At 70.3% G+C, this 19,793-nt stretch carries 20 protein-coding genes; 4 read left to right on the top strand and 16 right to left on the bottom strand.

Features of this window, described 5'->3' with window-relative positions; translation table 11 throughout:
* Positions 1-9: 9 nt before the first annotated feature.
* From ACWCOV_RS28155 to def, 3 genes are read right to left on the bottom strand one after another with little or no spacing between them, the layout of a single operon-like run.
* Entirely contained in the window at positions 10-1,389 is a 1,380-nt protein-coding gene (locus tag ACWCOV_RS28155) for an RsmB/NOP family class I SAM-dependent RNA methyltransferase (protein ID WP_449832326.1), read from the bottom strand.
* Positions 1,386-2,315 carry a methionyl-tRNA formyltransferase gene (fmt, locus tag ACWCOV_RS28160; RefSeq protein ID WP_449832327.1) on the bottom strand — a complete coding sequence of 310 codons (930 nt, stop codon included), beginning with the start codon at positions 2,313-2,315 and terminating at the stop codon, positions 1,386-1,388. Before fmt ends, ACWCOV_RS28155 begins: the two co-directional genes overlap by 4 nt.
* Positions 2,312-2,875 carry a peptide deformylase gene (gene def / locus ACWCOV_RS28165; protein ID WP_449832328.1) on the bottom strand — a complete coding sequence of 188 codons (564 nt, stop codon included), beginning with the start codon at positions 2,873-2,875 and terminating at the stop codon, positions 2,312-2,314. Before def ends, fmt begins: the two co-directional genes overlap by 4 nt.
* Positions 2,876-3,238: 363 nt before the next feature.
* Here def and ACWCOV_RS28170 point away from each other — a divergent pair, with 363 nt between their 5' ends.
* Both ACWCOV_RS28170 and ACWCOV_RS28175 read left to right on the top strand, forming a co-directional pair.
* Positions 3,239-4,294: a C39 family peptidase gene (locus ACWCOV_RS28170; RefSeq protein ID WP_449832329.1), complete on the top strand. Its 1,056-nt coding sequence runs from the start codon at positions 3,239-3,241 to the stop codon at positions 4,292-4,294.
* A 4-nt stretch (positions 4,295-4,298) separates the two neighbouring features.
* Positions 4,299-5,444: a hypothetical protein gene (locus ACWCOV_RS28175; protein WP_449832330.1), complete on the top strand. Its 1,146-nt coding sequence runs from the start codon at positions 4,299-4,301 to the stop codon at positions 5,442-5,444.
* Here the strand turns inward: ACWCOV_RS28175 and ACWCOV_RS28180 are convergent.
* A complete protein-coding gene (locus ACWCOV_RS28180; protein WP_449832331.1) occupies positions 5,437-6,057 on the bottom strand; it encodes an HAD family hydrolase in 621 nt (206 codons plus the stop codon). The two genes, ACWCOV_RS28175 and ACWCOV_RS28180, sit on opposite strands and share 8 nt — an antisense overlap.
* Positions 6,058-6,094: 37 nt before the next feature.
* The gene (locus ACWCOV_RS28185; protein WP_449832332.1) at positions 6,095-7,306 is read right to left on the bottom strand and encodes an MDR family MFS transporter; all 1,212 of its coding nucleotides are present in this window, start codon (positions 7,304-7,306) and stop codon (positions 6,095-6,097) included.
* Between the two features lie 73 nt (positions 7,307-7,379).
* On the opposite strand from ACWCOV_RS28185, the gene ACWCOV_RS28190 reads away from it, so the two are divergent.
* Positions 7,380-8,369: a helix-turn-helix domain-containing protein gene (locus tag ACWCOV_RS28190; RefSeq protein ID WP_449832333.1), complete on the top strand. Its 990-nt coding sequence runs from the start codon at positions 7,380-7,382 to the stop codon at positions 8,367-8,369.
* On the opposite strand, the gene ACWCOV_RS28195 is transcribed toward ACWCOV_RS28190, so the two are convergent.
* The 10 genes from ACWCOV_RS28195 to ACWCOV_RS28240 all read right to left on the bottom strand — a co-directional run bounded on the left by ACWCOV_RS28195 (position 8,366) and on the right by ACWCOV_RS28240 (position 17,857).
* Positions 8,366-10,390: a primosomal protein N' gene (locus tag ACWCOV_RS28195; RefSeq protein ID WP_449832334.1), complete on the bottom strand. Its 2,025-nt coding sequence runs from the start codon at positions 10,388-10,390 to the stop codon at positions 8,366-8,368. The two genes, ACWCOV_RS28190 and ACWCOV_RS28195, sit on opposite strands and share 4 nt — an antisense overlap.
* Before the next feature lie 92 nt (positions 10,391-10,482).
* Entirely contained in the window at positions 10,483-11,676 is a 1,194-nt protein-coding gene (metK, locus tag ACWCOV_RS28200) for a methionine adenosyltransferase (protein WP_449832335.1), read from the bottom strand.
* 197 nt (positions 11,677-11,873) lie between these two features.
* The gene (locus ACWCOV_RS28205; RefSeq protein WP_449832336.1) at positions 11,874-12,989 is read right to left on the bottom strand and encodes a winged helix DNA-binding domain-containing protein; all 1,116 of its coding nucleotides are present in this window, start codon (positions 12,987-12,989) and stop codon (positions 11,874-11,876) included.
* A 223-nt stretch (positions 12,990-13,212) separates the two neighbouring features.
* Positions 13,213-14,514, bottom strand: a complete 1,302-nt coding sequence (gene coaBC, locus ACWCOV_RS28210) for a bifunctional phosphopantothenoylcysteine decarboxylase/phosphopantothenate--cysteine ligase CoaBC (protein WP_449832337.1) — start codon at positions 14,512-14,514, stop codon at positions 13,213-13,215.
* 36 nt (positions 14,515-14,550) lie between these two features.
* Complete coding sequence (gene rpoZ, locus ACWCOV_RS28215) at positions 14,551-14,853, bottom strand: DNA-directed RNA polymerase subunit omega (RefSeq protein ID WP_132320044.1); 303 nt, start codon at positions 14,851-14,853, stop codon at positions 14,551-14,553.
* A 28-nt stretch (positions 14,854-14,881) separates the two neighbouring features.
* Positions 14,882-15,454, bottom strand: a complete 573-nt coding sequence (gmk, locus tag ACWCOV_RS28220) for a guanylate kinase (RefSeq protein ID WP_396384483.1) — start codon at positions 15,452-15,454, stop codon at positions 14,882-14,884.
* 74 nt (positions 15,455-15,528) lie between these two features.
* Entirely contained in the window at positions 15,529-15,843 is a 315-nt protein-coding gene (gene mihF / locus ACWCOV_RS28225) for an integration host factor, actinobacterial type (RefSeq protein ID WP_132320042.1), read from the bottom strand.
* Between the two features lie 127 nt (positions 15,844-15,970).
* Complete coding sequence (locus ACWCOV_RS28230) at positions 15,971-16,345, bottom strand: hypothetical protein (protein WP_449832338.1); 375 nt, start codon at positions 16,343-16,345, stop codon at positions 15,971-15,973.
* 169 nt (positions 16,346-16,514) lie between these two features.
* Entirely contained in the window at positions 16,515-16,886 is a 372-nt protein-coding gene (locus ACWCOV_RS28235) for a hypothetical protein (protein ID WP_449832339.1), read from the bottom strand.
* Positions 16,856-17,857: an EamA family transporter gene (locus tag ACWCOV_RS28240; protein ID WP_449832340.1), complete on the bottom strand. Its 1,002-nt coding sequence runs from the start codon at positions 17,855-17,857 to the stop codon at positions 16,856-16,858. Before ACWCOV_RS28240 ends, ACWCOV_RS28235 begins: the two co-directional genes overlap by 31 nt.
* A 68-nt stretch (positions 17,858-17,925) precedes the next feature.
* On the opposite strand from ACWCOV_RS28240, the gene ACWCOV_RS28245 reads away from it, so the two are divergent.
* On the top strand, positions 17,926-18,780 hold the full coding sequence (locus tag ACWCOV_RS28245) for a LysR family transcriptional regulator (RefSeq protein WP_449832341.1): 855 nt from the start codon (positions 17,926-17,928) through the stop codon (positions 18,778-18,780).
* Here ACWCOV_RS28245 and ACWCOV_RS28250 read toward each other — a convergent pair.
* Positions 18,777-19,787, bottom strand: coding sequence for a DUF4037 domain-containing protein (locus ACWCOV_RS28250; protein ID WP_449832342.1), 1,011 nt, complete (start codon positions 19,785-19,787; stop codon positions 18,777-18,779). The two genes, ACWCOV_RS28245 and ACWCOV_RS28250, sit on opposite strands and share 4 nt — an antisense overlap.
* Positions 19,788-19,793: the final 6 nt, after the last annotated feature.

A 19,793-nucleotide genomic window follows, 5' to 3' on the forward strand; every position in this document is an offset into this window, starting at 1 on the left:
TCGGGTCCGTCAGGTGGCCCGCCGAAGCAGTGCGAGATACATCGCGTCCGTGCCGTGCAGGTGCGGCCAGAGCTGCACGTCCGGCCCGGTGCCGAGATCGGGGACGCCGGGGAACAGGCCGCGGGCGTCCTCGAGGGTGGCGTCGTCGCGTCGCTTGAGTACGGCGTCGACGACGGCGCGGGTCTCGTCGGGATGCGGTGAGCAGGTGACGTAGGCAACCACGCCGCCCGGGCGGACCGAGGTGATCGCGGAGTCGAGGAGGTCCTCCTGGAGTGGGCGGAGCTCGATGATGTCTTCCGGCCTACGGCGCCAGCGGGCTTCCGGGCGGCGCCGGAGCGCGCCGAGACCGCTGCAGGGCACGTCGGCCAGCACCCGGTCGTAGGACGCCGCCGGCCAGGTGGGCTTGGTGCCGTCGCCGATCAGGACCTTGTGGTCACCCGGGATCGCGCGCAGGTTGGCGCGGACGAGCTCAGCACGGTGTTTGAGCGGCTCAATCGCTGTCAGCTGCCCCTCACGCTGGTTGACGAGTGCTGCAAGCAGGGCCGACTTGCCGCCTGGACCTGCACAGAGGTCGAGCCACTGGCTGTCCGAGCCGTCGACCGCCGCCGTCGCCAGCGCGGTGGCGACGAGCTGCGAGCCCTCGTCCTGGACTCCGGCTCGCCCGGTCGCCACAGCCTGAATCCGCCCAGGATCACCGCCACCCTGCAACACGGCCGCGTACGGCGACCACCGAGCCCGACTGGCCCCGGCCTCAACCAACTCATCCACCTCAACAAGCCCCGGCCGAGCCACCAAAGTCACCCGAGCCGGCTCGTTGTCAGCATCAAGCAGCGCTTCCAGGTCCCGATCCAGCACTTCGGCGAAGGCCTCGATCACCCATCGCGGGTGCGCCTTCGCGATCGCCAGGTGACCGAAGCGGTCTTCGTCGGCCGGCGGGGCTACGGCTGCGATCCACTGGGTGAGGGTGCGTTGGCTGATCTTGCGGAGGACGGCATTGACCAGGCCGCTGCGTTTTTGGCCGATTTCCGCACGGGTGAGGGTGACCATCTCGCTGACCGCGGCGTAGGAGTCGACGCGCATCCGGAGCAGCTGATGGGTGCCGAGGCGGAGGAGGTCGAGGAGCTCGGGGTCGAGGTCGGCGAGGGGGCGCGAGACGCTGCGTGCGAGGAAGGCGTCGTACGTGCCCTGCCAGCGGAGGGTGCCGTGCACTAGCTCGGTGCAGAACGCCGCGTCGCGGCCGCCGAGGCGTTGTTCGCGGAGCGCCTTGTTGAGGGCGAGGTTCGCGAAGCCGCCCTCGGCGGTGACCTGCCGGATCACCTGGTAGGCGACCCGGCGAACCCGATCCGGACGCCGCTGCGGCGCCCGATTACGTGGTGACCGATCGCTCACGCGGACGGCCCCAGGACGTCCTCGTCGGTGAGGCGGACGCCGCGGGCCCAGTCGGCTGCGGCCATCGGCTTCTTGCCCTGCGGCTGAACCGTCACCAGCTCGACCGCTTTGCTCCCGGTTCCGACCTTCACACTCGACTTGGTCGCCTGCAGCTCGCCCGGCTTCAGCTCCTCGTCGGTCAGCCGTACGGCGAGCACCTTCAACCGCTCGCCACGGAACGTCGTCCACGCCCCCGGCGCCGGGTTGCAGCCGCGCACCAGCCGATCCACGCGCTGCGCCGGCGCACTCAGATCCAGCGCGGCGTCCTCGACCGTGATCTTCGGCGCCAGCGTGACACCGTCGGTCGGCTGCTCCCGCGCCTCGAGGACGCCGGCTTCGACGCCGTCCAGCGTGTCGACCAGCAGCTTCGCCCCGGACACCGCCAGCCGGGCGAGCAGGTCACCGGAGGTGTCCTCGGGCCCGATCGGCTCGGTCAGCACGCCGTACACCGGGCCGGCGTCGAGCGCCTTCACGATCCGGAACGTGCTGGCCCCGGTCACGTCGTCACCGGAGATGATCGAGTGCTGCACCGGCGCGGCGCCCCGCCAGGCCGGCAGCACCGAGAAGTGCAGGTTGATCCAGCCGTGCTCGGGGATGTCCAGCGCCGCCTGCGGCAACAGGCCGCCGTACGCGACGACCGGGCAGCAGTCCGGCGCGATCTCGGTCAGCCGGGCCAGGAACTCCGGGTCGCTCGGCTTGACCGGTTTCAGCACCTCGATGCCGAGCTCCTCGGCGAGCTGGGCGACCGGCGAGGCGACCAGCTTGCGGCCGCGGCCGGCCGGCGCGTCCGGACGGGTGACGACGGCAACCACTTCGTGGCGGCTGGCAACGATCGCCTGGAGGGCGGTGACGGCGGGTTCCGGGGTTCCGGCGAAGACGACTCTCACAGGCCGAACCCGTTCGCCCCGAAGCCGCTCGGCCCGTGCGGCGAGACCTTCACCCGCGGCGTCCCGCCGAGGCCGGACCAGTCCGCCTCCCGGATCGCCTTCATCGCCTGCTTGCGGGTGTCGGTGTCGAGCCGGTCGATGAACAGCACGCCGTCCAGGTGGTCGGTCTCGTGCTGGATGCACCGGGCCAGCAGGTCCGAGCCCTCGATCACCACCGGGTCGCCGTACATGTTGAAGCCCTTGGCGATCACCGACTGGGCGCGGCGGCAGTCGAAGGTGAGGCCGGGGATGGACAGGCAGCCCTCCGGGCCGAACTGCTCCTCGTCGGACAGCGTCAGCTGCGGGTTGACCAGGTGCCCGAGCTCACCCTCGATGTTCCAGGTGAACACGCGCAGGCCGACACCGATCTGGGGCGCCGCCAGGCCCGAGCCGGGCGCGGCCACCATCGTGTCGGTCAGGTCCTGGACCAGGCGGCGCAGCTCGGCGTCGAAGTCGACCACCGGCTCCGCCTTGGTGGTCAGGACAGGGTCGCCGAACAGGCGGATGGGTGTGACCGACAACAGACTCTCCACAGCGTTCCATGGACCGGGACCCGGCAAGTCTAGTTGGCTCCGCCGGGCGGTTCGGGCGGGAGGGCCCTCTCCCTATTGTTGCCACAAGCACGTACTGTGGTCTCAGGCGTACCTACAGTCACAACCGTCACACGCCCAACGGGAGACCCAATGCCCACAGCAGCACGGGGGGCAACTCTGATCATCCTGGGTGCACTACTGGCCCAGGCACCCCTCACAGCCTTCGCGTACACCCCGCGTGAACCGTCCGCGCCCGCCTCCACCCCTTCCGCGCCCGCCTCGGAACCTTCCACGCCGTCCGTGGAGCCTTCCGCGCCGGCGTCGGAGCCTGCCGCGCGCTCCTGGAGTGACGTGGTCAAGCAGGTGACCGAGACCTCACCCGACGACCTCGAGTTGCGGTCCGCCGACACCTCGGCGCAGGCGTCGTCGATCCTGCGGTGCTTCAAGCTCGAGGAGGAGAACTACTGCCTGGGGCTGGGCTTCGTGGACCAGGTGCCGAGCGGGGCGCAGGTGCAGGAACTGCTGGCAGCGCCCAGCGTGCTCGCCGACGGAGAGGTCGGGGTCGAGGAGGACATCCCCACGGGTGATCTCACCCCGCAGGCCTTCGTGGCGGAGCGGGCGTCGATGACGAAGAGCGTCCGGGTGAACGCCGAGTTGGACGAGATGCAAGCCGCGTGGGACGGCCGGGACAAGGCTCACGCCTTGCGGCTCCTCGGCAAGGACGCGGACACCAGAACCGGTGAGGCGGTGACGCCGACCGCGGCTCCGACCACGCCGGCGCCGACACCCTCGCCCACCCGGACGGCGCCTTCCACGGGGACGCCTACGCCGGTGCCGAGTCCGGCGCCGGTGAAGTTGCCGGGGTCGTCGTACATCATGAAAGGGTTCCAGACCTCGCAGGAGAAGGGGTACTGGTGCGGTCCGGCGACTTTCCAGTCGATCGACTGGGCCGACGACAACCAGCGCGACACCCAGGCGTCCTGGGCCAAGGACCTCGGCACCACGTCGTCCGGCACCGCGATCACCGCGATGGTCAAGCAGACCAACCTGAAGACGAACTGGGACCTCGCGGCCGGCACCTACATCGTGCAGAGCGTCGGGCATTGGAACGCGCAGAAGTTCTTCACCGTGCACCAGAACCACCTCGGCGACGGCCAGCCGGCGCCGATCATCGAGCACACCCAGCTGCTCAAGCGCTACTTCCCGTACCTGGCGTTCAACCACAGCGGGCACTACCAGGTGGGCCGCGGCTACGACACGGCGAAGGGCACGATCGCGATCTTCGAGGTGTTCAACGAGCGCCGTTTCAACAGCCGCGGCAACGTCACCGACGGCCCGAAGAACATCCCGGCGACCGCGCTCTTCAACGCGACCCTGGCCAACTCCTTCCAGAACATCGGCCTCTGACCGGATGCGCCGTACACCCCTGGTGGTCCTCACCGTCGTCCTGCTCGCCGCGGGCTGCTCCACCAACCCCGAAAGCAGCCCGTCGACCAGCCCCAGCGAGACACCGACCCAGACACCGACCCAGACACAGACGCAGCCACCGACACAGACACCGACACCGTCGGTGGACACCAGCCCGCCGAAGTGGACGAAGGTGCTGCGGCAACCGGTCAACGGCCTGCACCTGGTCACCCAGCAGCGCAAGTACGTCGTCACCCGCGGCAGCGACGAAGCCGGCATCACCACCGTCACGGACCGGGCCAGCAAGAAGGTCGTCGTCCGGCACGTCCCGGCGGCCGGTTTCGTCGCGCAGTCGCCGGTCGTGATCGACGACCGCTGGGCCCTGGTCGAGGACATCCGATCGGACGGACCGAATCCCGAGATCAAGGTCTTCCGCTACGACCTGACCACCGGACGCCCGGCCGGCCTCGGCCGGCTCCCCCAGGTCTCCGAGCCGGAGATCGGCGCGTACGGCGGCACCTTCGCCTACAGCTCCACCGACGCGAAGAACCGGTCCTGCCTGATCGTCGCGGACCTCGCGACCCTGGCATCACGCACCGTCGGCTGCGTCGCGGCTCCGGGGTACGTCGCGGATCCGGTGGTCTCGGCCGACACGGTGACCTACAGCGAGATCGCCGCGCCGGAGACCAGTCGCCGCTGCAAGCGCATCCTGGTGGCGGCGCTGGCCGGCGGCGCGGCCCGTCCGGTGCCGGCGGCAACCAGTTGCCTGCAGTGGAGCGGCGCCTCGCTGGGCGGCGCGACGGTCTGGTCCGAGGTGGCGGCCGCCGACCCGGACCAGTACCAGAGCAAGGCGTACGTCCGGGAGTCCGCCGACTCCCCCACCCGGGCGCTCGGCGTGATCGTCACCGACACGATCATTGCCTGCGGCCACTGGATCTTCTGGGAGACCAGGACCGTCGACGGCGGCAACGAGGCGTACCAGATCAACCGCTGGCGCCCCGGATTGCCGCAGCCGCAGCGGATCTACACCGGCGAGCCCGGCACCGCGCTGACTCCGCTGACCTGCCAGGACGACATCGTGTACGTCGAGGCCGCCCAGCTCGCGACGACCCCGTCGTACACCGAGGCCTTCTCCGCGCCGGCTACCTGAGCGGCAGCCCGCGCGCGAACAACTGCTCTCGAAGCTGTGCGGCGCCGGTGAACAGCTCGGCGTCGAGGCCGACCGCGCGGGCGCCGTCGACGTTGTACTGCACGTCGTCGGTGTAGAAGGTGCGGGCCGCGTCGAGGCCGAACCGCTCCAGCAGGATCCGGTAGATCTTCTCGTCCGGCTTCACGGTCTGCTCGACGCCGGACACCACCTCACCGTCGAAGCCGGTCAGGACCGGGAACGTCTCCTTGGCGATCTCCCACTTCTCCGCGGAGAAGTTGGTCAGCGCGTAGTTCGGGATGCCCAACTCCCGGAGCTCGATGACCAGCTCGACGGTGTCCTCGAACAGCCCCTTGACCATCTGCAGCCAACCGGTGTCGTACGCCTCGATCCACTCGGCGTGCTCGGGGTGCAGCGCGGTCAGCTCGGCGACCGCCTCCTCCCACGGCCGGCCGGCGTCCTGCTTCTGGTTCCACTCCCGGGTCGTCACCTCGGTCAGGAACCAGTTCCGCTGCTGCTCGTCCGGGATCAGGCCGGCGTACAGATAGTCCGGGTTCCAGTCCAGCAGCACCCCGCCGATGTCGAACACCACCACGTCGATCGTCCGCTCCGTCATCCCCGCAACCCTATGCGAACGATCGCGACTGCTCACCTCATGCGGTCGCCGCGTTCGCGGCGGCTCGAGCGTGCAGCGCCGGAGCCAACGCGAACTGCCCGATGAAGAGCAACACGCCCAGCAGCGCACATCCGAGCCAAGTGACGGTCGGACCGAAGTACTCCAGCGCGTTGGTCCCGGCCAGCGGCCCGACCACCGTGCCGACACCGAACGCCATCCCGGACATGCCCATGTACCCGCCGCGCAGGTCGACTGGAGCGAGGTCGGCGAACACCGCGCCGATCACCGCCGCGAACCCGATCTCGCCGATCGTCCACACCACGACCGACAACCCGTAGCCCCACCAGTCGTGCACGACCGCGCCGAGCCCGAAGCCGAGCCCGACGACCAGCATGGACGCGGCGAGCAGCTTCGGCCGGTCGAACTTCGCCAGCCGCTTGCCGAGGAACGGCTGGACCAGCACGATCACCACGCCGTTCAGCGCGATCACCAGCCCGTACGTCGAGGACGGCAGGCCGTCGTCCGCCATCGCCAGCGGCAGCGTCGAGTACCCCTGGAAGTAGATGGTCGCGTAGCCGATCTGGAGCAGGATCATCAGCAGGAACACGGTGTCCCGGAGTGCCGCCGGCAGCAGCGGTCGGCGCGACGTGCCCTCGTCCAAGGCCGGGCGGGTCTCCGGGACCATCGTCCAGATCACCAGACCGGCGATCACCGACGTCGCGGCGTTCAGCCAGAAGAGCAGGCCGTAGCCGATCGACGCGAGCACACCGGCGCTCACGGTCGAGACCGAGAAGCCCAGGTTGATCGCCCAGAACAGCAGGCCGTACGCGCGGACCCGCTCGCCCGGCTGGAGCAGGTCGGCCACCGTCGCCTGGACGGCCGGGCGGAACAGGTCACCGAGCAGGCCGACCACGAACGCGGCCACCCAGATCATCACCATCGACCGGGCCGACCCCAGCAGGATGAGCGCGGCAGCGGTCCCGAAGAAGCACGCCAGCATGGTGACCCGGCGGCCGACGCGGTCGGCCAGCCAGCCACCGACGAGCTGCGACACCACCGAGCCGGCGCCGACCGCGGCCGCCACGGCGCCCGCCGTACCCGCCGACAGGAGGCGGTCCTGGGTCAGGTAGAGGACGAGGAACGGCTGGACGAAGCTGCCGAGCCGGTTGACCAGCTGGCAGACCCAGAGCGCCCAGAATGCCCGCGGCAGCGCAGGAGCAGGCGTGTCGACAGCGGCGATTGCACTCATGACGACAACTCTGAAGGCCGGCCGGGGACGCTGTCGACGATTAGTCCCAGGACTAATCCGTTAGGCTGGCGACGTGATCACGATCAGGTTGAACGCCGAGGATGTGGGCCGGATCCGGTTCGCGCTGTCGCCGGTCTGGGAGGCGGTCACCAGCGTGCGGGCGCTGAGCAACAATCCGGCGCGCAGCGTGCACGGGCCGTGGTTGCAGAAGGTCCGGCCGATCATCGACGGACCGGACCTGACGTTGCTCAAGGCCCTCATTCCGCCGGTCGGCTACATCCCGGACTTCATCACGCCGGCGCCGCCGCGCCGGACCACCAGCCTGGAGTCCGGCCTGGCCGCGATCGCCGCCACCCCGCACCACCTGGTCGCCGGCGAGATCGGCAAGCTGCACCAGGAGACGCCGCACCCGCTGCTGCCCGACCTGATCGCTCGGCCGGCCAAGGCGCTCGACCTGATCACGGCGGCGCTGGAGAGCTACTGGCGGCGGGCGATCGAGCCGGACTGGCGGCGGATGCGGTCGCTGCTGCAGGAGGATCTGGCCTTCCGGCTGGACGAGCTGGCCGCCGGCGGGATCGAGCGGCTGTTCCGCAACCTGCACCCGTCGATCCGGTTCACCGTCAGCCGGATCGAGATCGACCGGCCGTTCGCCTGTGACGGCGAGCCGATGGCCGGTCAAGGCGTGCTGCTGGTGCCGAGCGTGTTCAGCTGGCCGGCCGGCCTGTCGGTGACCGCGGCGCCGCATGTGCCGACGATCACCTACCCGCCGCGCGGCCTCGGACGGCTGTGGGAGGACCGGCAGGACACCACCGACTCACCGCTCGCGGATCTGGTCGGCCGGACCCGCGCGGCGATCGTCAGCCACCTCGACCTGCCGATGTCGACCACGCACCTGGCCCACCAGCTCGGGGTGTCGGCTCCGACGCTGAGCGTGCACCTCAGCATCCTGCGCAGCGCCGGCCTGGTCGACTCCCGACGCGACGGCCGCACCGTCCTCTACCACCGCACCGCACTCGGCACCCAGCTGCTCACCGCAGCGACTCCCCTGGCCTCGACCGCCTAGCCAAAGCTCGGTGGATCGACCTGGACCCGCACTGACCCCGGACTCTTCTTCGTGGTGCGCGCAGACTGCGCTTCCTTCAAAGCACGAGCAAGCGCCGACCCCGCCGCTCGCGGCGTGCGGACAACGGCCCGGACCGTCTCGTCGTCGACGTCCACCGGCCCCAGCACCTCGAGGCCCGCAGTTGCCGGAAGCAACTGCCGGAGCCGGCCGATGAGATCGGTCACCGCCTCCGAAGGTCCGGTCAGCTCGGCCAGCTTCGCCGCCGGCGCCAGCCGGGCCGCGCGACGCTCCTCCACCTCCCGGGCCGCGAACCCCTCCGGGCTCCACCGCACCACCGCCTGCAACGGCAACGCGGACGGCTCGCCCACCAGAATGACCGTCCCGCTGTGCCGGACCAGCGCCGCCGCGTTGAACCACCGGCGCACAGCCTCCTCCGGCGCCCGCAGATCCGGACGCGCCAGCATCAGCCAGGTGTCCAGCAGCAACGCCGCGCTGTACCCGCCTTCCGCGACCGGCTCGGCCCCCGGTGTGCTGACGATCAACGCCGGCTCGCCCGGTACGACGTCGAGCATGTTGTCGCCACCCGACGTACGCACAACCAGTCCGGGAAACGCCCGGCCCAGCTCCTCCGCCGTACGACGAGCGCCGACAACGGCCGCGCGCATCCGGGTGTCGCCGCACTCCGGGCACCGGTGGTCGGCCGCCGGCCGGCCGCACACGCTGCAACTCGCCGGACCGGATCCGCCAGTACGGCGCAGGGTCCCGCCACACGTCGTACAGCGCGATGGGGCCCGGCAGGTCTGGCACACCAGGCTCGGCAGGTACCCCGCCCGCGGCACCTGGACCAGCACCGGCCCGGACCGCAACCCCTCCCGCGCGATCTCGAACGCTCGGTGCGGCAACCGCGCCGCGCGAGCCCTCGGATCACGGGCGAGATCGATGTCGGACTCCCCCGCGATGTGCACCGCGGGAGCAGTGGCCCGGATCACCTTCCGGTCCGCGATCAGCTCGGCCGCGAACCCGGACTCCAGCAACGCCGCCGTCTCGACCGACCGCGCGAACCCACCGAGCAGCGCGGCGCACTGCTGCCGGTACGCCCGCAGCAGCAGGACTTCCCGGGCATGCGGGTACGGCGCGCGCGGCTCGGCGTACGAGTCGTCGCCGTCGTCCCACAACGCGACCAGGCCGAGATTCGCCACCGGCGCGAACGCGGCCGCCCGCGTCCCGATCACCACCCGCGCACACCCCCGCAGCGTCGCGAGGAACGCCCGGTAGCGAGCCGTCGGCCCGAGATCCGCCGACAACGTGACGAACCCGCTCTCGCCGAGAACCGCCGTACACGCCGTTGCCAGCCGCTCGAGATCCCGGGCATCCGGCACCAGTAGCAGCGCACCACGCCCCGACGCCGCACACACCGCCGCGGCCTGCGCGAACGCCAGCGCCCAGTCAGCTCCCGCTACGGCGGTCCAGATCGCGCGCGGCGCCTCCGAGCGGGCCACCGCGTCGAGGAAACCAGCAGGGTACGGCGACCACTCGGAGCGGGAGGTGGACACCGGCGGAATCGCCGGCTGGTTGCAGCGCAGCGGCTCGCCTTCGACCTTCGCGTGCCGGGGTGGGACGGCCAGGCGGGTCACATCCGCGAATACCCCGGCGTACCGATCCGCGACCGCGCGGCAGAGGTCGGCGATCTCCGGGGTCAGCACCTGCTCCGGCGAGACGACCTTGCGGATCCGGGCCAGCTTGCCGTCGTGGTCGGAGGACTCGAGCCGCTCCAGCACGAACCCGTCCAGGTCCTTGCCGGCGAAGCGAACCTTCACCCGGGCGCCCGGCTGCGCGGCCTCGGCCAGGTCGTCGGGCACGAGGTAGTCGAACGGCCGGTCCAGGTGCGGCAGCGAGACGTCGACCGCGATCCGGGCCACCGGCAACGACGACGTGATCCCGGCCCGTTCCTTGGTCCGGGACTTGCGAACGGTGTCCCGCAGCAGCGTCAACTGCTCCGGGGAGTCTCCGTTCGATGTCACTGTAAAACTCTAGTCGGCCGGGACGACAGTGCGTGGGATGCCGCGACCCGGCTGTGGACAACTGCCACAACCGGGTCGCAGGCAGAACGGAGCTACTTGTTGATCGCGGCCTTGAGCTCCTCGACCCGGTCGGTGCGCTCCCAGGTGAAGTCCTCGCCGGTGCGGCCGAAGTGGCCGTTCCGCGCGGTCTGGGCGTAGATCGGGCGGAGCAGGTCCAGGTCCCGGATGATCGCGGCCGGCCGGAGGTCGAAGACCTCCCGGACGGCGTCGCTGATCTGGGCCACCGGCACCTTCTCGGTGCCGAAGGTGTCGACGTAGAAGCCGACCGGCGCGGCCTTGCCGATCGCGTACGCGACCTGGCACTCGACCCGGTCGGCCAGCCCCGCGGCGACGATGTTCTTGGCCACCCAGCGCATCGCGTACGCCGCCGACCGGTCCACCTTGGACGGGTCCTTGCCGGAGAACGCGCCACCGCCGTGCCGGGCCATCCCGCCGTAGGTGTCGATGATGATCTTCCGGCCGGTCAGGCCGGCGTCGCCCATCGGGCCGCCGATCTCGAACCGCCCGGTCGGGTTCACCAGCAGCTTGTAGCCGGCCGAGTCGATGTCGAACTGCTCGAGCACCGGGTCGACCACGTGCTTCTTGATGTCCGGGGTCAGCATCGAGTCCAGGCTGATGTCGGCCGCGTGCTGGCTGGACACCACCACGGTGTCGATCCGGACCGCCCGGTCACCGTCGTACTCGACCGTGACCTGGGTCTTGCCGTCCGGGCGCAGGTAGGCCATCGTGCCGTCCTTGCGGACCTCGGACAGCCGCGCCGACAGCCGGTGCGCGATGGTGATCGGCAGCGGCATCAGCTCCGGCGTCTCGTTCGACGCGTAGCCGAACATCAGGCCCTGGTCCCCCGCCCCCTGCAGGTCCAGAGCGTCCTGGGACGCGTCCGCGCGCGTCTCGTACGCCGTGTCGACCCCCTGCGCGATGTCCGCCGACTGACTGCCGATGGCCACCGTGACACCACAGGACGCGCCGTCGAACCCCTTCAGCGAGGAGTCGTAGCCGATCTCGAGGATGCGCGCCCGCACGATCCCCGGGATGTCGACGTACGCGGACGTGGTGACCTCACCCGCGACCACGACCAGACCCGTGGTGACCAGGGTCTCGACCGCTACGCGGCTCTTCGGGTCCTCGGCCAGCAACGCGTCGAGGATGGAGTCGCTGATCTGGTCAGCGATCTTGTCCGGGTGACCCTCGGTCACCGACTCGGACGTGAAAAGGCGGCTCGCCACAATTCTCCCTCGGATTCCTCTTGTGCCGCGCGACTGTGACCGCGAACCGCAGCTACAACCGCACGATCCCCCCATGCACCGGCGGATGGCGATGCATCTGGGAAGTATGCCAGCAGTTTCCCCCGGCGTCCCGGTGACGCTCCGAATTCATCCAGGATTCGAGATTGGTGATCATATTCTGGACACGAGGACCGATTTCAGGCGTGCGGGCCAACCGTCACGTCGCCCAGGGTGAGTGATGGTGTGCAATCCAGCATGGCAGCCAGCCGGTCCACCTCGGTGTCCAGCAGGCGGCGCCGGGTGCTGCTCAGCGAGATCAGCGACTCGACGGTGACGTGCACCTTCCGGCCGGACTTCTTGTGGTGCCAGACGCCGGCGACGACGCCGTCGACCAGGAGCAGCGGGTAGTTGCCGGCCTGACCGCGAGCGAGCGCGCGCGTGAACGCCGTACCCGGGAAGAGCAGCTCCCTCGGGTAGCTGCCGACGCCGTACGCGTCGAAGTACGGCAGCAGCCGGACGCCGCGCACCGGTTCGTCCGGGAAGTCGCCGTCGCCCGGCGCGTGCCAGGCGGGTTGGCCGGCGAGCTCCACCTGCGGCAGGTCGGCGAAGTACGGCTTCACGAAGGCCACGCTGGTGTTGAGCCACCGAGCGAACTGCTGCGGCGTCGCGGGACCGTAGGAGTACAGGTAGCGGTGCAGGAGCTCGGTGAACGCCTTGTCGCCAGGCAGCGGCTCGAACGGCTTGAAGCGATGCGGGTTCGAGTACGTCGTCAGCCGGCCGCGATTCGGTCCGTAGCAGAGGACACCTGCGTTGGCGGCGTCCGGGATCACCTGACGCCAGCGCGGCCAGTAGGTCTGGAACGCGGGCATCACGAGATCACCGGCCCAGTCTCCGGTCCGCCGTACGACTTCCACTGTCAGCTCGTCGACGGTGAGGTCGTCGTCGGTCAGCGCGTCACCGATCGCGACGATGATCTCGGCGCGCTGCTCGGGCGTCAGCCGCATGTACTCCGGCACCGGCGTCCCAGCCGGCAGCGCGGACAGCGCACCCGTCCACAGCGGCAGGTCGTCCAGCGGCAGCAAGTGCACGGTCCCCCGCGGCCCGAACGTCTTCACCAAGCCGTCCGCCTGCTGCACCGTCTCCCGCGTCGCGCCATCGAGCCGGACCGCTACCGACACCTCCCCCGCCGACAGCACCTGCGCATGCGCCCCACACATAGCCCGTACGGCGTCCGCCGCCGACCCAGCCGGCTCACCAGCCAGATGATGCCGCCGCATCCGCCGCCCCACCACCGCCCGCCACGAGATCTCCATACCCCTGACGCTAAGCCCAGAAGCGGACAGGTCCTGTCCTCTTACGCCTCCCATCCCTCCTCCGTCGTTCGAGGGGATATCCCCCGGAGTTCCGGGTTCTCCCCTCGTATACGGAGGGAGAACCCACAACGTGAGGGGACATCCCTCGCGGTGGGCGGGGCGGGCGGGGGCGGGGGCCGGGGGGCGGGGGCTGGCGGGGCCGGGGGCGGCGGGGGTGGGGTTGTTAGGGCCAGTGGGTGGCGACCAGGTTCCAGATGACGCCGGCCAACGCGTCCTTCGACCCGGAGGGGACGGGGAGGGCGTTGCCGTCGGTGTCGAGGATGACCGCCTCGTTGACGTCGCTGCCGAAGACCTTGCCGCCGGACACGTCGTTCACCACGAGCAGGTCGCAGCCCTTGCGCTCCAGCTTGGCCCGGCCCAGCTCGAGCACGCTGTGCTCCGCGTCGCCGGTCTCGGCCGCGAACCCGACGATGACCTGGCCGGCGCGGCGGCGGTCGTGCGAGATCGTCTGCAGGATGTCCGGGTTCTGCACCAGGCTGACCGCCGGGACCGCGCCGTCGGCGGTCTTCTTGATCTTGTGCTCGGCGACGTCGGCCGGCCGGAAGTCCGCCGGGGCCGCAGCCATCACGATCGCGTCCGCGTCACCCGCGCGGCCGGTGATCTCGTCGTACAGGTCCCTGGTACTGGTCACCGGGACGACCTGGACACCGGCCGGGTCGGGCAGCTCGGAGTTGGCCGCGACCAGGGTCACCTTGGCGCCGCGAGCAGCGGCGATCCGGGCCAGCGCGTACCCCTGCTTGCCCGATGAGGAGTTGCCGAGGTAGCGGACCGGGTCGAGGTGCTCGCGAGTGCCGCCGGCGCTGATCAGGACGTGCTTGCCGGTCAGGTCGGCCACCGCCTGCCCGGCGGCCCGGGCGGCCTCGTCGGCGAGCATCAGCTGGCTGATCGCGAAGATCTCGGACGGCTCGGGCAGCCGGCCGCGACCGGTGTCGGCGCCGGTGAGCCGGCCGACCGCGGGGTCGAGCACGGTGATGCCGCGGGACCGCAGGGTGGCGACGTTGGCCTGGGTGGCCGGGTGCTCCCACATCTCGGTGTGCATCGCGGCCGCGAACAGGATCGGGCAGCGAGCCGTCAGCAGCGTGTTCGTGAGCAGGTCGTCGGCCAGGCCGTGCGCGGCCTTGGCGATCAGGTTGGCCGTGGCCGGCGCGACCACGACGAGCTCGGCGGCCTTGCCGATCCGGACGTGCGGAACCTCCTGCACGTCGTCGAACGGGTCCGCGGTCACCGGCTGGCCGGACAGCGCCGCCCAGGTCGCCGCACCCACGAACTCCAGCGCGGCCGCGGTCGGCACCACCCGCACACTGTGCCCGGACTCGGTCAGCCGCCGGAGCAGGTCACACACCTTGTACGCCGCGATGCCGCCACCGACTCCGAGCACCACGTTCGGCCGGTGCTTCGCGGGAACGACAGAGTCCCCTGAGGCCGGAGTGGTCCCAGGGGTCTGTTCGTCACCGGTTGCGGACATCAGAGACCCCGTTCCCCGGTCGTCATGGAACGTGCGTTACGCGGACTTCTCCGCGGCGGCGGCTTCCGCCTCGGCCTCGGGGTCGATGTCGGTGCAGGTCAGCACGCCCTCGTTGATCTCGCGCATCGCGATCGAGAGCGGCTTCTCCTGGACGTGGGTCTCGACCAGCGGACCGACGTACTCCAGCAGGCCCTCGCCGAGCTGGGAGTAGTAGGCGTTGATCTGCCGCGCCCGCTTGGCCGAGTACAGCACCAGCTTGTACTTGGAGTCGGTGTGGGTGAGCAGGTCGTCGATCGGCGGGGAGGTGATGCCGATGGCGACGGGCTGGTTGCCAGACAAGTTCAGCTCTTTCCAGGAATGGAAGGGGTTATCGAATCAACTTTACCAACTGATCGGCGGCCTCCCGAACCGAGGCGTTCACGATCGTCACGTCGAACTCCTTCTCGGCGGCCAGTTCCAGCGTCGCGGTCTCCAGCCGGCGCTCCCGCTCCTCGGCCGTCTCGGTGCCGCGGCCGACCAGCCGGCGGACCAGCTCGTCCCAGCTCGGCGGGGCGAGGAAGACGAACTGGGCGTCCGGCATCGTCTCGCGGACCTGGCGGGCGCCCTGCAGGTCGATCTCCAGCAGCGCCGGGCGGCCCTCGGCGAGCTTGTCCAGCACCGGGCGCTTCGGCGTCCCGTACCGGGCCGCCTTGTGCACCACCGCCCACTCGAGCAGCTCACCGTCGGCGATCATCCGGTCGAACTCGGCGTCCGACACGAACAGGTAGTGCACCCCGTGCACCTCACCCGGCCGTGGCTTGCGGGTCGTCGCCGAGACCGAGATCCAGATCTCCGGGAACCGCTCCCGGATCTCCGCCGCCACCGTCCCCTTGCCGACCGCGGTCGGCCCGGCCAGCACGGTCAGCCGGGCCGTGCGGGGCGAGGTCTGCCGCGGAGCCATGGTCGCGTCGTCCGTCCTGTGCGTGGTCATCTTCACACCAGTGTCCAACGAGCCGGCCAGGGTATTGGTCTGGCTCACTCGGCGAATTCGCGTTCGAGGGCGGCGATCTGGTTGGAGCCGAGGCCGCGCACCCGCCGCGTCTCCGAGATTCCCGCGCGCTCCATGATCTGCTGGGCGCGGACCTTGCCGACGCCGGGGATGCACTGCAGCAGCGCACTGACCCGCATCTTGCCGATCACGTCGTTGGTCTGTCCCTCGTGGAGCACCTCCGTCGGAGACGCTCCCGAATGCCGGATCCGGTTCTTGATCTCGGCTCGTTCACGCCGCGCCGCCGCGGCCTTGTCCAGAGCCGCCGCTCGCTGCTCCGGGGTCAAAGAAGGAAGTGGCACCGTTTCACCTGTCCCGTTGTGTGGCTTCGCAAGGGAACCTAACACGGGTTCGGGCAGGTCACGGCGCAGGAGCCGCCCACAACCGGGCGACTCGGAGGAATCGATCGTTCCAGTCCCGGAGTCCGACTCAGTTCAGCTGCGGCACGTCGACCTTGCAGGACTCCTTGGCGTGCGTGCTGATCGTCTTGTACGCCGTCATCACCGAGCCGGTCTGCTGACTCAGCCGAGCCAGCTCGACACGGTCCGTGCCCGCCGCCTTGGCCTTCTCGGCGAACGCCACCACGACGCCCCAGTCGTCCTTCACGTCGGCCGGCGCGGAGCCCTGCAGCTTCTTCGCGTCCTCGAGGATCTTGGTGTAGTCGGCCGGGTTCTGCGGGTCCACGTTGACCGCGTTCGCGGCGTACCCGGCGAGGTCGACGCAGTAGGCCTGCTCCTCGGTGCACGCGGTCAGGGTGGCGGTGCCGGCGATCAGCGTCGCGGCGACGGCGATTGTGCGCTTCACAGCTCTCATCCTCGGGGGTCGGGAGGTCGGTCCTCGGGGGTGCTGGCTCCGACGTTACAGCTGGTGACCAAACCATCCGAAACGGATACTTTCCGCACCCATCCGGTGGCCGGGCGTGCGGCGGCCGGGTGCCGCCGCGCGCGCACCCGGCCCGTCATGACGCCGTCGGTCAGGACTCGGTGATGGTGACCTTGCAGGTGTCCTTGGCCTGCTTGGTGATCGCGTCGAACGCCGGGCCGATCTTCTCGCCGTCGCTCTTGGCCAGCTCGGTCAGCTTCCCGGTGTCGCCGTCGGCGTCCTTCGCCTTCTCGGCGTAGTCGATGACGACCTTCCAGTCGTCCTTCAGGTCGTCCGGCGCCGACTTCGAGACCTTCTTGGCCTCGGACAGCATCTTGTCGACCGCCGCGGAGTCCTTGATGTCGAGGTCCTTCACCGACTCGGCATAGTTCTGCAGCTCGCTGCAGTAGTCGCCGCCCGAGCACGCCGTCAACGTCCCGACGCCCATTGTCACTACCGCCGCGAGGGCCGCAACCTTACGCATTCCGATCCTAACTGTTCCGCGGGGAGAACGGCTCTCCCTCTTGCTCCGCAACCCTCCCGAACCCCGGGGTCACCGGCCCGCAGGGCACGCCGTGAAGAACGTCGCACCGATCGACTGGAACCGCGCTGTGATGTCCCGCGTCGCCCGGCCGACAAGGCCACCGCGTTGGCGGCCACGATCACCCCGATGGCCAGCCAGTCGAGCGAGCCTAGGCGCTGGTCGAGCACCACCAGCCCGACCAGCGCGGCGAGCACCGGGTTCACGCTCATGAAGACGCCGAAGAACTGCGCCGGCACCCGCCGCAGCGTGAGCAGGTCGACGAGGAACGGTACGGCGGACGACAGCAGGCCGGCCGCGACGGCGTACGCAAGCGTCGTCGGCGTCGGCCGGTGGTGCCAGAGCGCCCAGATCCCGACCGGCACGTACGCCAGCCCGGACACCGAAGCCGCGGCGCCGACGCCCTGCACGCCGGTGAACTCCCGGCCCATGCGGCGGTTCAGCAGGATGTACGACGCCCAGCACACAGCCGCCAGCAGTCCGAGCCCGATGCCCAGGTAGTCCGTGGTCGCCTGCGGGCGGGTCAGCAGTACGACGGCAGGCGCCACGGCCAGCGCACACAGCAGATCGAGCACCCGCCGGGAGCCGAGCAACGCAACGGCCAACGGACCCAGGAACTCCAGCGTCACCGCCAGTCCGAGCCCGATCCGGTCGATCGCGGTGTACAGCGACAGGTTCATCACCGCGAACACCACGGCCAGCCCGATCACCAGCCGCCACTGGCGGGCCGTGATCGCACGCAACCGCGGTCGCCCGACCGCCAGCAGCACGGCACCGGCTATCCACTGCCGAACCGCCACCACCCCGACCGGCCCGAGCACCGGGAACGCCAACGCACCCACGGACGCCCCGACCTGGGTCGACAGCCCGCTGCCGAGCATCATCACCACACCGCTCATCCGGTCTTTGCGCATGCCCCGAGGGTCGCTCCGGCGGCTGTCGCGGCAAAATGCACCAACCGCCGCATCTATACGCTGGAGTCATGGATCTGGAGCTCCGGCAGTTGCGCTGCCTGGTCGCGATCGTGGACGCGGGGACATTCACCGATGCGGCGATCGAGTTGAAGGTCTCGCAGGCCGCGGTCTCCCGGAACCTGCTGAGCCTCGAGCAGGCGCTCGGCGTGCGGCTGCTGCACCGGACCAGCCGGACGATCACCCCGACGACTGCCGGCATCCAGGTGCTGGCCCGGGCGCGGCAGGTGCTGGCCGAGGTGGACGAGTTGGTGCGGGAGGCAACGACCGGCCACACCCGGCTGCGGGTCGGTCATGCGTGGTCGGCGGTCGGGCGGCACACGGCCGAGTTCCAGAAGCGCTGGGCGGCCGAGCACCCCGACGTCGAGCTACAGCTCGTGCGTACCAACACTGCCACTGGTGGCCTGGCCGAAGGGCTCTGCGACTTGGCCATCGTGCGGTCGCACGTCGACCTGAAGCGCTTCGCGCACACGACGGTCGCGAGTGAACGCAGGTACTGCGCTCTGGCGGCCGACGACCCGTTGGCGAAGAAGCGCACCCTGACGCTGGACCAGCTCCGCGACCGCCGGCTTGCGATCGATCGCCGTACCGGAAGCACCACCGCGGACCTTTGGCCGGAAGGGTCCCGGCCGGAGTTCGAGTACACCCACGACGTCGACGACTGGCTGGCCGCGATCGCCGCCGGACGGTACGTCGGCCTGACACCGCAGGCGACCGTCACGCAGTATCGCCGCGACGGTGTCGTCTACCGCCCGGTCCGCGACGCGCCGCCGGTCGACGTCCACCTCATCTGGCACCGCGAGGACCCGCACCCGGCAACTCAGGCCGCGGTCGCCCTGATCACCAGCCTGTACCAGGACGGCTAGTCGAACAGCGCCACCACGCGGCGGCGGTCGCGGGCCGCCCAGAGCACGTTCCGGACCTGGTCGATGCCGCCGACCGGCCAGCGTTCCGCGATCCGCCGTACCTCCGGGTCCTTGATCTCGGCCAGCAGCGCACCCGGGAAGTCGCCCCAGACCACCTTGAACGGCCGGTCCCACAGGTGCTCGATCCCGGTCGTCACGGGCGCGGTGATCTCCCGCCGGTTGTGCAGCTCGGCCACGCCCGAGTACGCCGCCATCAACGCTTCCTCGCGCTGCTGCCACGACTCGGTCCGCAGCACCTTCCCGAACAACGGCGCCAGCTCGTCCGCGCAGGCCAGCCGCGAGAACGCCGTACCGAACCATTTCGAGTACGGCGCGTACTGCCGCTCGATCAGGAAGCACAGCCGCATCAGGTCTTGCACGAGCTGTGCCCCCATCAACGCTGACCCGAGCTCGTCCCCCACGAACCCGGCGCGGCCGGCCAGGTTGACCTCCGGATGCACCCGCCACCAGGCCGCGATCTGCAGGTAGAGCCAGACGTCGCGCGGGTAGTAGGCGAGCCGGTCGCGGACCTCCTGCAGGCCGACCTCGTCGTGGAAGACCTCGCCGGCGGTCAGCATCCGCAGATGCTGCTCTGGGAACGTGAACCAGTCCCGCGGCGCGATCTCGCTCTCCACGTCGAAGTCCAACTGCTCCAGGAAGTAGCCGCGGACGGTGTGCACCGCGAACTGCGTCGCCCGGTCCGCGAACTCCGCGGGCACGTCCCGGCGCAGCACCTCGTCGAGCGCGGCGCCGTGCCGGGTCCGGTCCTCCTTGCGCAGGAACAGCTCGACGCGCGGCTCCCAGTTGTGGTCGCCCGACATCTCGTCGTCGAACCCGAGCACCTCCGAGCCCCGGCCGAGCACCGCGGCGGCGTAGGGCAGCGCCGGGCACGACGCCGCGATCGCGGATGCGACCGCCTCGGTGTAGAACCGCCGGCTCAGCTCCAGGCCGGGCACGAAAGCACTCATACCGAG

Source organism: Kribbella sp. NPDC002412, from assembly GCF_053592935.1.